The organism is Allokutzneria multivorans (assembly GCF_039537405.1).
Classification (GTDB): Bacteria; Actinomycetota; Actinomycetes; order Mycobacteriales; family Pseudonocardiaceae; genus Allokutzneria; species Allokutzneria multivorans.
This window is the reverse complement of sequence record NZ_BAABAL010000019.1, coordinates 649,968-662,333: the sequence shown is the minus strand read 5'-3', so window position 1 is coordinate 662,333 and position 12,366 is coordinate 649,968. Positions and strand designations below refer to the sequence as shown.

The 12,366-nt window shown below is 70.2% G+C and carries 13 protein-coding genes; 3 read left to right on the top strand and 10 right to left on the bottom strand.

Annotated features, from left to right (window positions below):
* Window positions 1–29: 29 nt before the first annotated feature.
* From ABD798_RS31090 to ABD798_RS31065, 6 genes are all read right to left on the bottom strand, one after another.
* Window positions 30–1,022 (bottom strand): proline racemase family protein, encoded by a 993-nt coding sequence (locus ABD798_RS31090; protein ID WP_344882771.1) that lies wholly within the window; start codon window positions 1,020–1,022, stop codon window positions 30–32.
* Window positions 1,019–1,915 carry a dihydrodipicolinate synthase family protein gene (locus ABD798_RS31085; protein WP_344882768.1) on the bottom strand — a complete coding sequence of 299 codons (897 nt, stop codon included), beginning with the start codon at window positions 1,913–1,915 and terminating at the stop codon, window positions 1,019–1,021. The genes ABD798_RS31090 and ABD798_RS31085 overlap by 4 nt, the downstream gene beginning before the upstream one ends.
* Window positions 1,912–3,291 (bottom strand): FAD-dependent oxidoreductase, encoded by a 1,380-nt coding sequence (locus tag ABD798_RS31080; RefSeq protein WP_344882765.1) that lies wholly within the window; start codon window positions 3,289–3,291, stop codon window positions 1,912–1,914. Before ABD798_RS31080 ends, ABD798_RS31085 begins: the two co-directional genes overlap by 4 nt.
* A complete protein-coding gene (locus ABD798_RS31075) occupies window positions 3,288–4,445 on the bottom strand; it encodes an NAD(P)/FAD-dependent oxidoreductase (RefSeq protein WP_344882762.1) in 1,158 nt (385 codons plus the stop codon). Before ABD798_RS31075 ends, ABD798_RS31080 begins: the two co-directional genes overlap by 4 nt.
* Before the next feature lie 65 nt (window positions 4,446–4,510).
* Window positions 4,511–5,095 (bottom strand): helix-turn-helix domain-containing protein, encoded by a 585-nt coding sequence (locus ABD798_RS31070; protein WP_344882759.1) that lies wholly within the window; start codon window positions 5,093–5,095, stop codon window positions 4,511–4,513.
* 128 nt (window positions 5,096–5,223) lie between these two features.
* Complete coding sequence (locus ABD798_RS31065) at window positions 5,224–5,745, bottom strand: hypothetical protein (RefSeq protein ID WP_344882756.1); 522 nt, start codon at window positions 5,743–5,745, stop codon at window positions 5,224–5,226.
* A 216-nt stretch (window positions 5,746–5,961) separates the two neighbouring features.
* Between ABD798_RS31065 and ABD798_RS31060 the strand changes: the two genes are divergently transcribed.
* Window positions 5,962–6,255 carry a hypothetical protein gene (locus ABD798_RS31060; RefSeq protein ID WP_344882753.1) on the top strand — a complete coding sequence of 98 codons (294 nt, stop codon included), beginning with the start codon at window positions 5,962–5,964 and terminating at the stop codon, window positions 6,253–6,255.
* Between the two features lie 50 nt (window positions 6,256–6,305).
* Complete coding sequence (locus ABD798_RS31055) at window positions 6,306–7,049, top strand: alpha/beta hydrolase (protein ID WP_344882750.1); 744 nt, start codon at window positions 6,306–6,308, stop codon at window positions 7,047–7,049.
* Here the strand turns inward: ABD798_RS31055 and ABD798_RS31050 are convergent.
* Window positions 7,028–7,531, bottom strand: a complete 504-nt coding sequence (locus ABD798_RS31050; protein ID WP_344882747.1) for a GNAT family N-acetyltransferase — start codon at window positions 7,529–7,531, stop codon at window positions 7,028–7,030. The two genes, ABD798_RS31055 and ABD798_RS31050, sit on opposite strands and share 22 nt — an antisense overlap.
* Entirely contained in the window at window positions 7,528–8,061 is a 534-nt protein-coding gene (locus ABD798_RS31045) for an AAA family ATPase (RefSeq protein WP_344882744.1), read from the bottom strand. Before ABD798_RS31045 ends, ABD798_RS31050 begins: the two co-directional genes overlap by 4 nt.
* 19 nt (window positions 8,062–8,080) lie before the next feature.
* Between ABD798_RS31045 and ABD798_RS31040 the strand changes: the two genes are divergently transcribed.
* The gene (locus tag ABD798_RS31040) at window positions 8,081–8,845 is read left to right on the top strand and encodes an alpha/beta fold hydrolase (RefSeq protein ID WP_344882741.1); all 765 of its coding nucleotides are present in this window, start codon (window positions 8,081–8,083) and stop codon (window positions 8,843–8,845) included.
* A gap of 42 nt (window positions 8,846–8,887) precedes the next feature.
* On the opposite strand, the gene ABD798_RS31035 is transcribed toward ABD798_RS31040, so the two are convergent.
* Both ABD798_RS31035 and ccrA read right to left on the bottom strand, forming a co-directional pair.
* On the bottom strand, window positions 8,888–10,723 hold the full coding sequence (locus ABD798_RS31035) for a coiled-coil domain-containing protein (RefSeq protein ID WP_344882738.1): 1,836 nt from the start codon (window positions 10,721–10,723) through the stop codon (window positions 8,888–8,890).
* 112 nt (window positions 10,724–10,835) lie between these two features.
* Complete coding sequence (gene ccrA, locus ABD798_RS31030; RefSeq protein ID WP_344882735.1) at window positions 10,836–12,167, bottom strand: crotonyl-CoA carboxylase/reductase; 1,332 nt, start codon at window positions 12,165–12,167, stop codon at window positions 10,836–10,838.
* Between the last annotated feature and the right edge of the window lie 199 nt (window positions 12,168–12,366).

Genomic DNA, 12,366 nt, shown 5'->3' with positions numbered 1-12,366 from the left:
TCTGCGGCGGCAACCACACCGTAACCGGATCAGAGGACGAATCCTCGGGGGAAGGGGTCGCTGGGGTCCAGCACGTAGGTGGCGCGCGCGGTGATCCACGCCCGCCCGGTGACCGTGGGGACGACGGCTTCCCGCGCGCCCAGCGAGGTGGTCGAGGTCAGGCGGCCGGTGAAGCGCGTGCCGATGAAGGACTCGTTGACGAAGTCCTCGCCGAGCCCCAACGAGCCGCGCGCGTGCAGCTGCGCCATTCGGGCGCACGTGCCGGTGCCGCAGGGGGAACGGTCGAACCACCCGGGGTGGATCGCCATGGCGTTGCGGGAGTGGCTGCCGTCGCGGCCGGGCGCGGTGAACTGCACGTGCTTGCAGCCGGAGATCGCCGGATCGCTCACGTGCACCGGCCGTCGCTGTTGGTTGATCGAGTCCATAATGGACAGTCCGGCGGTCAGGATGTCGTGCTTGTGCTCGTGCGCGAAAGGGATTCCCAGCTGGTCGAGCGGCAGGATCGCGTAGAAGTTGCCGCCGTAAGCCATGTCGTAGCGCACCTCGCCGACCCCGGGGACCTCCACGCGGGCGTCCAGTTCGTGTGCGTAGGCGGGCACGTTCTCGATCGTCACGTGCTTCGCTCGGCCGTTGGACACCGCGACCGAAGCCACGACCAACCCCGCCGGGGTGTCCAGGCGAACCTGCGTGACCGGCTCGGTGACTTCGACCAAGCCGCTCTCCACGAGAACCGTTGCCACGCCTATGGTTCCGTGCCCGCACATGGGCAAACAGCCGGAAACTTCGATGTAGAGCACGCCCCAGTCGGCGTCGGGATGCGTCGGCGGTTGCAAGATCGCGCCGCTCATCGCCGCGTGCCCGCGCGGTTCGTTGACGAGCAGTTGGCGGATGTCGTCCATGTGCGCCATGAAGTGCTCGCGCCGCTGAGCCATGGTGTCGCCGGGGATCGGGCCGACGCCGTCGGTGATCACGCGCGTCGGCATGCCCTCGGTGTGCGAGTCGATCGCGGTGAAGGACCTCATGCGACTGCCCGCCGGAGATCGGCTTCGAGGCGTGCGCGGTGGTCATCGCTCAGCGGACCGCGCGGCGGTCGGCAGGGACCGCCGAAGCGGCCGACGAAGTCCATGCCGTACTTGATGGCCTGCACGAACTCCACGCGCGAGTCCCACCGGAACGCCGCCACCATCGGCTCGTACAGCGCGCGTGCCTCGTCTAGTTTCCCTTGCTGGGCAAGAGAGAACAGCTCGGCGCACTCGGCGGGGAAGACGTTGGGGAAGCCCGCGAACCAGCCGGTCGCGCCCATCAACAGCGACTCCAGCACGACGTCGTCCGCGCCCGCGACCACAGCCAGTTCCGGCGCCAGCTCGCGGATCTCCAGCACTCGGCGGACATCGCCGCTGAACTCCTTGATCGCGACGACGTTGTCGATCGCGGCGATCTCCGCGAGCAGCGCGGGCGTGAGGTCGACCTTGGTGTCGATCGGGTTGTTGTAGACCATCACCGGCAGGCCCACGCTCGCGACCTGCTCGAAGTGGTCGATCACCTCCCCGGCGTTCGCGCGGTACATCGTCGGCGGCAGGCAGAGCACGCCGTCAGCTCCGTCCTCAGCCGCCGCCTCCGCCCAGTACCGGGCTTGGTGGGCGCCGACCCCGTGCACGCCGACGACCACAATGCCTTCCGCCCCAACGGCTTCGACGGCGATTTTGGCCACCGCTCTGCGCTCGGAGTCGGTCAGCGACGAGTACTCGCCGAGCGAGCCGTTCGGGCCGACACCGCGACAGCCGTTGTCCACCAGCCACCGGCAGTGGTCGGCGTACCGGTCCAGATCGGGGCGCAGTCCGGCCGGAGCCGACGCGTTCTCCGCGTAAGGCAGGGCGGTCGCGACGATCACGCCATCGAGCTTCTCCTGAGTCATGCCGGGTTCCCCTCACAGAGTTCGCCAAGTCGGACGGGCGCGACGATCGGGCGGCGGACGGACTCGGGAATGCCGGTCAGCTCAGCGACGGCGCGCCCGCACATCCGCCCCTGACATCGGCCGAGCCCTACGCGGCTGGTCAACTTGAGCGTGCGCGAATCCGTTGCTCCTCGCAGGTCAACGGCCTCGCGCAGCGCTTCGTGGTCGACGCGCTCGCAGCGGCAGATGATCGTGTCCGGGGTGAGCCAGGTCCGCCAGCCGGGCCGCACCGGATGCGCCTTCGCCAACGCCTCGGCGAACATTCGTCCTTTGTGGACTCTCCGGAGTGCTTCGCGGGAAACGGTTCCACCGGCTGCGACGGTTCCGGCGACCTCGCCCTCCGCCGCCGCGAGGTCTGCTCCGCCGATGCCGGTGATCTCTCCGGCGGCGAAGACGCCCGCGACCGAGGTCCGCTGCCCGCTGTCGACTCGCACGAATCCATTCGCCACAACACATCCAGATGCCACAGCGAGGTCGAGCTGTGGCACGAAGCCGAATCCGACGCACACCGCGTCCACCTCGACGCGTCGCTCCGAGCCGGGGATGACGCGCCAGTCTCCGTCGAGCTTCGCGGTCGTGACCGAGGTGACGCGCTCGGCTCCGTGTGCAGCGATGACAGTTCTCTTTGTGCGGTAAGGAATTCTGTTCTTGGCGAGCACGGCGGCGTACTTGGCCAGCTCGGGGATCTTGTGCAGCCCAGTGCGTGCTCCGCGTGCCCAGCGGGTCGGCGAGTTCGCTTCGAGCACGCCGAGAACGCGGGAGCCGACGTTCACCAACGACTCCGCGACTGGCAAGAGGAACGGCCCGGTGCCCGCGATCAGCACGCGTTTCCCGACAGCGAGCCGCTTGCCCTTCGCGAGCGCCTGTGCGGCTCCGGCCGTGTGGACACCGGGGAGATCCCAGCCGGGAAAGGGAATCGCTCGGTCGTACGCGCCCGTGGCCAAGATGAGGTTCTCGGCATTGATCACGCTCGCCACGCGGTTGGGCGCGTCGAGCGGGCCACTGAGCAGGTGCAGCCGGTTCCCCGGCTCGACCGCCCAGACAACCGTGTTCGGGAGGTGCTGGACACCCGGAATGCCGACGTACGGGCTGTCGACGGCTTGGCGCCCGTACTGACCGCCGAGCAGGGGAGCGGAGTCGATCAACGTCACGCTGGCGCCGTGAGCGGCTGCGGCCTTGGCTGCGGCTACGCCAGCGGGACCGGCGCCCACGACGACGATGTCCGTGGCGTGCGGGATGGCGGCGGGTGTGGCGTCAGGAATGTGTTGGCACGCGCGGACAGTGAGCGGTGGCTGGACGCATCCGTGACAGACGCCGATGCCGCAGAAGAAGCTCATGGCCGTCTGTCCACTCGGAACGGTTCCGGGTCGACGTGCGGAGCCTGGCCGGTGAACAGCTCGGCGAGGAGCTGGCCAGTGGCCGCCGCGAGGCCGATTCCGGCGCCCTCGTGACCCGTCGCGTGCCACAGGCCGGGCAGCCGGTGATCCTCGCCGATGATCGGGAGGTGGTCGGGCGCATAGGGGCGAAAACCGCCGTACGAACGCATGATCTGCGCATCGGCGAGGATCGGGAAGAGGCGCACGGCCTTGCGCGCGAGTTCGCGGAGCACGTCGACGCGCATGCTGTCGTCGAAGCCGACGCGTTGCCTGCTGGAGCCGATCAGCACCGTGCCCGCCTGTGTGGACTCGACGACCGCTGACGTCTGGAGGTCGGCTTCGCCGCTCGCCACCGCGCCCACGTAGTCGGCGTCGTACACCTTGTGCCGCACGGTGTTCGTCGGCAGGGGAGCGGTCACGAGCACCACTCCGCGCCGCGGCTGGATGTCGATGGGGGCGCCCGCAGCTCGCGAGAACGTCCCGGACCACGGGCCGCACGCGTTGATCACCGCGCTGCACGGAATGGTGCTGTGCCTGGTGCGCAAGGCTTTGACTGACCCGCCGTGGCGTTCGATGCCGACTGCTTCGACAGCGCCACGGACTTCACTACCTCGTTTGCGCACGGCCGCGAGCAGCGTGGTCGTTGCGAGAACTGGTTGCAGCTGCGCGTCTTCGGGGTAGTGGACCGCTGCGGCGATCTCCTTCGTCAGGTGTGGTTCGAGGTGTGCGGCGTCGCTCGCGGTGATCGCGCGCGCATCGACACCTGCTCCGCGCTGGGCGGCTGCGAAGTCCGCCAACGGTTGCGCCGCAACGGAAGTGGTGGCCACGACCAAGCCGCCCTTGGGCTCCCACTCGACCTCCGCGACGGGACCGAGTTCTTCACGCAGCTCCGCCAAGAGCGTCGGCCACCTCCGCCGGGACGCTTGTGCGAGCACGAGTTCGGGGCCGGGTTCCTTGTCGGAGACCAGCACGTTGCCCTCGCCGGACGCAGTGGTGCCCGAGGCCGGGGCGCCGCGGTCGAGCACGAGCACCGAGACTCCGCGCGCGGTCAGCGCTTCGGCGCACGCGGCGCCGATCACGCCGGCGCCGACGACCACCACGTCGGGATGTGCCACGGAGCCTCCGCCGCATCGTTCATTTCAGTGAACGACGCGAGCGTAGGCAGCTCACGCGGCGAGGGTCAACAGTGCGCGCCGAACTGCACCGGTCCAGCCGTCGCCGGGTACTCCAGCAGGAGCACCGAGGTCACCGGTCCGTCGACCGCCTCGTAGATGTGCGGCTGCTGGGCGGAGAAGCACACGTAGTCGCCCGGACCGAGCGTGTACGGCGCGTCCGCCGGGCCGACGCGGAGAAAGCCCGATGTCACAACGGTGTGCTCGCGTCCGGGATGCCCGTTCGAGCGCTGCGTGCGCCCTGGCCGCACGCGCTGGTCGTAGAGCTCGAACACCGTCTCCGAGACGTCCACGCGGCGCAGCATGCGGAGGTCGACCGCGTCCCCGCTCAGCACGTCGAGCCCGGCTGAGCGGATCAGCACGACGTCCTGCGCGACCCGCTCGGTCAGCAACGACGACACCGGGACCTCGAGAGCGTTCGACAAACTGAACACTGTCTCGATCGTGGGGTTGCCCGTGCCGGACTCCAACTGCGAGAGCGTGCCCTTGGCGATCTCGGAGCGCCGCGCCAACTCCGACAGCGACAGGCCGCGTTGCTCGCGCAGCGCGCGCAGGTTCGCCGCGAGCACCTGTCCCGCTTGTTCCCGGACCACCCGGCCTCCTCACCCCGGCAAACGCCAGACGTTACGTGCTGAATGAGTCATTGAGGTACTTGAGCGCCCTCAATGACTCATTCAGCACGTTCAACGGACCACACGCGACAGTGGCGTCGGCCGGTGGGTCAGAAGGTGGAGCGGATCTTGTAGTCGCCGTGCGTGGTGGTGAAGAAGGGCACGGTGCTGGTGCACGGCAGGGTGTTCTCCTGGAAACCGCCGGTGGCCCAGCTCCAGCCGATGCGGTCGCCGCGCCTGCCCTGGTCGGCGACGGACAGGCCGATGCGCTTGCCGATGATCGTGCTCCCCGGCGGCAGACCGGGCAGCGCCTCGCGCTCCACGATCCCGGTCATCACGGCCTGGCCGTGCGCGGCGATGAGGCAGTCGACCCTGCCGGAGAACTCAGCGTGCGCCGTGCCGTCCGGCTTGGTGTGCACCACGTGGAAGGTGCCGCCACCTCCACCGGCGGGTCCCTTCGCGTCCACGGTGAAGCGCACCGGGTCCCCGCCGAGCGGGCCGAAGGACTTGGGCAGCTTGCCGCCCGCCGAGCCGACCAGGCTTCCCTCCGGCTCGGCCGGTGCGGCCGAAGCGACGCCAGCGGTCACCACGGACGCCAGCATGATCGCGAGTGCGCCTGCGACGAGCTTCATGGGTGTTTCCCCTCGTGTTGTCGGTGGCACCAACCCTGCTCGCCGGGACGGCGCCGCGGCTCCCACCAGCGAACGATCTCTCTCCCCCACGAGAGCTAGGCCGCGTTTCGGGTGTCCGTGTTCGCGATGGCCGGGCCGAGAACGCCGTCGGAAGCCCACGTACACCGGTACGCGGTCTTCCCGACGTCTGGCCAGGAACCCTCTAGGGTTTTCGCCGTGCCCCGCCACAACCGCCGCGACAAGGGCCCCGATCGAGGACTCGGGGGCGGTGTCGGCTGGGCGCGCACGGAGAGCGGGCCGGACGGGGACTGGCTGGTGCGCAACGTGGCGGGCTCGCAGGCGACGAAGCACTACCGCTGCCCGGGCTGCGACCACGAGATCGTTCCGGGAACGCCGCACGTCGTGGCCTGGCCCGCCGACGAGCACGGGTCGAGCGCGGACCGCCGCCACTGGCACCAAGGCTGCTGGTCGGCCCGATCACGGCGGGGACCGACGCGTCGCTGGTCGTGACGCTCGTCGCGCTCGCGCGGCGCCGCGCGGGTGGCAAAATCGAGGCTGCCATGACTACTGAGATCCGGGCGAACACCGTCCTCCCCGCGCGCCGCGAGCCGGTCACCCTGCACACCGCCGACGGGCTGAACCTGATCGGCGAGCTGTCCCTGCCGGAGGGTGAGCCGAAGGCGACGCTCGTGCTGCTGCACCCGCTGCCCACGCATGGCGGGATGATGGACTCGCACCTCTACCGCAAGGCGGCGTGGCGGTTGCCCGCGCTGGCCGACGTGGCGGTGCTGCGCTTCAACACGCGCGGCACGGCGAGCGAGGCCGGGCGCAGCGACGGCGAGTTCGACAACGGGGACGGCGAGCGCTTCGACGTGGCCGCCGCGCTGGAGTACGCGGAGTTCCACGACCTGCCGAACGTGTGGCTGGTCGGCTGGTCCTTCGGCACGGACCTGGCGCTGGTGCACGGCTGCGACCCGCTGGTGCGCGGGCTGTTCCTGATCTCCCCGCCGCTGCGCTGGAGCAAGCCGGAGCACCTGAAGACCTGGGCGGACTCGGGCAAGCCGGTGTTCTGCCTGGTGCCTGAGCACGACGACAACCTCCAGCCCGACGAGGCGCGCGAGCGCTTCTCCGCGATCCCGCAGGCGAAGGTGATCCCGGTCGCGGGTGGCAAGCACCTGCTGGTGGGCTACGCCGAGGAAGCGCTGGACCAGCTCGTCGCGGCGATCCTGCCGGACGTGCCGACGCCGTTGCCGCGCACCTGGGACGGACCGTCGACCACGCATCAAGTCACGATCGTTTCCTGATCGCCGTAGACGACCGCCGGAGCGCCTTCGAGGACGGTCTCGCACAGCTTCACGAAGCCGATCTTCTCGGCGACCCGGATGGCGGCCGTGTTGTCGACCTTGGTGAAGATCAGCACGGGTTCGGGGCGGTGGTCCCGCGCCCAGTCGACGACCGCGCGCGCCATCTCCGGCGCGAAACCCCTGCCCCAGGTCGACGGGCGGAAGCGGTAGTAGAGGTTGAGCACGGGCTCGCCGTCGAAGACGTGGGTGCGCAGGCCGCCGAAGCCGATCACGCGCCCGGAGTGCTCGGTGATCGCGCAGTAGCCGAAACCGTGCTCGACCCAGTGCGCCAGCCACGACTTGAGGTCCTGGGTGGCGCGCACCTCGTCGGCGGGACCGAGCGGGTTGAAGCGGTTGGTCTCGGGGTCGGAGTGGATCTCCACGGCCGCGGCGAGGTCCTCGGCGGTCGGGCGGCGCAGCACGAGGCGATCGGTGGTGATCACGCGATCAGGCTCTCCGCCCGGCGCGAGAGGATCTCCGCGACGGTTTCCTGCGGCGTCTGCTCCGAGGTGTCCAGCCACAGGCCCAGGCGCGGGGTCTGCTCGTGCAGGATCTTGTTCAGCGCCGTGACCGCCCACGTGTCGTAGCCGGTCTTGTTCCGAGCCGCCTCGCGAGCGTGCACCGTCTCGGGTGTCGGCGCGAGCACGACCAGGTGCACCGGCCGCCCGCGCAGCACGTCGAGGTAGTCCTTCAGCACGTCGCCGATGATCACGTCCTCCGCGACGGTGGCGAACCCCGCATCCTGGAACGACATCGCCAGCGTTGCGGCCTGCCGGTAGCGCAGGAGCAGCTGGCTGAGCGCGTCCTCGGACGGCTCCGGGCTCATGTCCACGCGGCCCGAGCGCACCATCTCGCGGACCAGGTCGCCCTCCACGAACGCGCTTCTGGGGAAGGAGTCGGCGAGCAGGCGGCCGATGGTGGTCTTGCCGCTCGCGGAGATCCCGGTCAGCACGAACAGTGGGGTGTCGATCACGCGGGCAGGATAGGCAGGCATGAGCTCAGACGACATCGCAATTCGCCCCGCTGTGGTGCTGCTGCACGCGTTTCCGCTGGACTCGCGCATGTGGGACGCGGTGCGCGCGCCACTGGAAGCACACTTCACGGTGATCACCCCGGACCAGCGCGGGCTCGGTGCGCGGCCGCTGGGCTCCGCTCCCGTGCCGAGCTTGGACGTGGTGGCCGCGGACGTGATCGCCGAGCTGGAGTCACTCGGCTTGGAGCGCGTGGTCCTCGGCGGGATCTCGATGGGCGGCTACGTGGCGATGTCCGTGCTGCGCCAAGCCCCGGAGCTGGTCGAAAAGCTGGTTCTGGTCGACACCAAGGCGGTCGCCGATACCGACCAGCAGCGCGTCGGGCGCCTCGCGATGGCCGAGCGCGTCGAGGCCGAGGGGACCGCCTGGGTCGCTGACGCGGTGCTCGACGGGCTGCTCGGCGCGAGCACGCACGCATCGCGGCCGACCGCTGTGAACGCCGCACGCGCGCTGATCGACGCGCAGTCGGCCGAGGGGATCGCGTGGGCTCAGCGAGCGATGGCGGCCCGCCCGGATTCCACGGACACGTTGCGCGGAGTGGGTGTTCCGACGCTGGTCGTGGTGGGGGAGCAGGACAAACTCGCCCCGCCCAGTGCCGCCGAGGAGATGTTCGACCTGCTGCCCGACGCCGAGCTCACGGTGCTGCACGGGTGCGGCCACCTGCCACCGATCGAACGCCCGGCGGAGTTCGCGGAGGTCCTGATCGACTGGCTGTCCCCCGCATGACAGTGCCGGGCGCGATCACGCGCCCGGCACCGGGGACTTCGTTCAGCGCTGGCGCTGAGGTGGCTTGCCCGAGGACTTCTGCTGCTGTTGCTTCTGCGGCTTCGGGGGCTGCTGCCTCGGCGGCTGCTGTTGCTGCGGCTTGTGTTGCTGCTGCTGGTTCTGGAGCACCTGCGTCTGCTGCTGCGGCGGGCGCTGCTGCTGGTGCTGCTGCTGGCCGCCCATCCGGTTGGTGGGTGCCTCCATCGCGGGCATCGGCCGCTTGAACTGCTGCGTCGGCGGATCCAGCGGCGGCGCTGAGCCGGACGGCTTGGCCGAGGACGGCGGCACGCCCTGCGCGAGCTGCTGCTGCTTCGGCTGCTGAGGCTGCTGCGGGCCCCCCTGCGGGGACTGCTTGGGCGCCTGCGGGGACTGCTGCGGACCGCCCTGCTGCTGGCCCGGCTGCTGGCCAGCCTGCGGTGCACCGGCCTGCTGCGCACCGCCCTGCGGACCGGCCGGAGCGGGACCCTGCGGGCCCTTGCCCTGCGGCGGCTGCTGGGTGGGCCGCTGCGGCGGCAGGGCGGGCTTGTTCAGCACGTCCTGCTCGTCCTCGGCCTGGTCCAGGATCGGCTTGGCGTCGGCGAAGGCGGTGTGCACCGAGTCCAGCTCGCCGCCGACCCCGGTGAGCACCGAACTCAGCTCGGTCTCGCCCTTGCCGGTGGCCGTCGCCAGCTCCGTGTCGAGGTCGGTGCGCATGGTCTCCAGCTTCGAGACCAGCTCCGTGCGCGCGGCCTCCAGCTGCGTCTTGAGCTGGGCGCGGGCCTTCTCCAGCCGCGTCTTCAGCTCCGAGCGCAGCGAGTCCAGCCTGGACTCCATCTCCTTGAGCTGAGCGGCGACCTTGACCCGCAGCTCGCGCAGTTCCTGCACGCGCGTGGTCGCGTACTCCACGCGGCGGGTCGACTCGTCGGTGGCCTCGCGGACCAGGCGCTGGGCCTCGGCCGTGGCCTCGCGGACGCGGCGCGCGGACTCCTCGGTCGCCTCGCGGATGCGCTTGGCGGCTTCGTCGACGGCCTCGGTGCGGCGCCGCTTGGCCTCCTCGGTCGCCTCGAAGAGCCTGCGGCTGCTCTCGTCGGTGGCCTCGCGGACCAGGCGCTGGGCCTCCGCGGTGGCCTCCGCGACGCGCCGCGTGCTGTCCTCGGTGGCGTCCAGGACGCGCTTGTTCGCCTCCTCGGTGGCCTCGCGGACCCTGCGGTCGGCCTCGGCCTTGCTGGCCGCCTCGGTCTCGGCGAGCGCGTGCATGGCCTCGGCGCGACGCGAGGCCATAGCGATCTCGAAGTCCTCCTCGACCTGCTTGCGCTTGGCGGCGGAGGCGGCGTCGGCGTCCTGCCTGGCGCGCTCGGCCTCGTCGGTGATCCGCTTGGCCTCGGCGCGGGCGGTGTCGAGCACGTTCTGGTGCTCGGCCTCCATCTCCGCGCGCCGGTTGTCCAGCTCGGCGATCAGCTGCTCGTAGCGCAGGCGCAGCGCGGCGGCGTCCTTCTCCGCCTTGGCCTTGATCTCGCGGCCCTCGCCCTCGGCGCGCGCGCGTGTCTCGCTCGCCTCGTCCTGGGCGAGCCGGAGCATGCGTTGCAGTCGTTCGCTGAGGCCCTCGAGGGTTGTCGGCGGCTTGGACAGCCGGTCCACCTGTCCCTTGAGGTCCTCGATCTCCGAGCGCGCCTTTTCCAGCTGGCGCGCGAGATCTGCCGCCTGGGAGACGGCGGCGTCGCGGTCAGCCGCGAGGATGCGCAGGTCCGAGTCGAGCCGTTCGAGGTGCTCCTCCACCTGGGCGCGGTTGTAACCCCCGCGCTTCACGATGTCGAAGCCTGACCCCAGCGGCACCAGCTCGCGGTCTTCGGCAAGGCCCATGACATCACGCTACCCGTACTCGGGAGAAAACTTCAGACCCCACGGGCGCGTGCCCGGTGAAATCCGGCGACCGTCCACTGTGCTCAGTCGGTGGACGGCCGCCGGAAAGCGTTCACACGCCCCGAAAACGGTTGATCCCGTCGAGGTGGGTGGCCCGGAGCTCGTGGTCGCGCACGCCCAGTCCTTCCTCGGGGGACAGGCACAGGACGCCGACCTTGCCCTGGTGGGCGTTGCGGTGGACGTCGTGCGCGGCCTGCCCGGTCTCCTCCAGCGCGTAGACCTTGGACAGCGTCGGGTGGATCGCGCCCTTGGCGATCAAACGATTGGCCTCCCACGCCTCGCGGTAGTTCGCGAAGTGCGAGCCGACGATCCGCTTGAGGTGCATCCACAGGTAGCGGTTGTCGTAGCTGTGGTTGAAGCCGGAGGTGGAGGCGCAGGTCACGATGGTGCCGCCGCGCTTGGCGACGTAGACGCTGGCGCCGAAGGTCTCGCGGCCGGGGTGCTCGAAGACGATGTCGGGGTCCTCGCCACCGGTGAGCTCGCGGATCCTGGCGCCGAAGCGCTTCCACTCGCGCTGGTCCTGCTCGTGCTCGTCCTTCCAGAACTTGTAGCCCTCGGCGGCGCGGTCGATGACCAGTTCGGCACCCATCCTGCGGCAGATCTCGGCCTTCTCCGGGCTGGAGACCACGCACACCGGGGTGGCGCCGCCGTTGAGCGCGAACTGCGTCGCGTAGGAGCCGAGTCCCCCGGAAGCGCCCCAGATCAGCACGACGTCGCCCTGCTTCATGTCCGCGCCGTTGCGCGAGACGAGCTGGCGGTAGGCGGTGGAGTTGACCAGGCCGGGGCTGGCCGCCTCCTCCCAGCTGAGGTGCTTCGGCTTGGGCATCAGCTGGTTGGCCTTGACCAGCGCCAGCTCGGCCAGCCCGCCGAAGTTGGTCTCGAAGCCCCAGATCCGCTGCTCCGGGTCCAGCATCGTGTCGCTGTGCCCGTCGGGGTGCTCCAGCTCCACGTTGAGGCAGTGCGCGACCACCTCGTCACCGGGCTTCCACGCGTTCACCCCGGGACCGGTGCGCAGCACGACACCGGCGAGGTCGGAGCCGACCACGTGGTACGGCAGGTCGTGCCGGGCGTTGAGCTCCGATGTGCGGCCGTAGCGTTCCAGGAACCCGAACGTCGACAGCGGCTCGAAGATCGATGTCCAGACGGTGTTGTAGTTGATCGCGCTGGCCATCACCGCGACCAGCGCCTCACCCGGGCCCAGCTCCGGCGTCGGCACCTCGTCGACGTGCAGCGAACGACGCGGGTCCTTCTCGCTGCTCGACAGCCCGGCGAACATGTCCTGCTCGCTCTTGCGCACCGTCACACCGCGATAGGAGTCCGGCACCGGGAGGGACGCCAGCGCGTCGAGCTCGTCGGCCAGGATCGCGTCGAGGATCTTCTGCACGGCAGACCTCCTGTGATCGAGTGCACATCAACGGCGTTCATAGCCGCAGGTTGGCCGGAGGTTACTGGCCGGTAATCGATCCAGTGGCACGGCTGTGAGACACCGCACTCCGGGTTCCCTCGATTGCTGGGCGGCCGATCGTCCGCCGCGAGCCACGGTCCCGCTCGGCCGAACGGTCGCGGGCTGTCTGGCGGAATCT

Bases quoted from the DNA above. Each gene is read 5' to 3' on its own strand.
- ABD798_RS31090 (WP_344882771.1), bottom strand. From the start codon at position 1,022: ATGAGGTCCTTCACCGCGATCGACTCGCACACCGAGGGCATGCCGACG.
- ABD798_RS31085 (WP_344882768.1), bottom strand. From the start codon at position 1,915: ATGACTCAGGAGAAGCTCGATGGCGTGATCGTCGCGACCGCCCTGCCT.
- ABD798_RS31080 (WP_344882765.1), bottom strand. From the start codon at position 3,291: ATGAGCTTCTTCTGCGGCATCGGCGTCTGTCACGGATGCGTCCAGCCA.
- ABD798_RS31065 (WP_344882756.1), bottom strand. From the start codon at position 5,745: ATGAAGCTCGTCGCAGGCGCACTCGCGATCATGCTGGCGTCCGTGGTG.
- ABD798_RS31055 (WP_344882750.1), top strand. From the start codon at position 6,306: ATGACTACTGAGATCCGGGCGAACACCGTCCTCCCCGCGCGCCGCGAG.
- ABD798_RS31040 (WP_344882741.1), top strand. From the start codon at position 8,081: ATGAGCTCAGACGACATCGCAATTCGCCCCGCTGTGGTGCTGCTGCAC.
- ABD798_RS31035 (WP_344882738.1), bottom strand. From the start codon at position 10,723: ATGGGCCTTGCCGAAGACCGCGAGCTGGTGCCGCTGGGGTCAGGCTTC.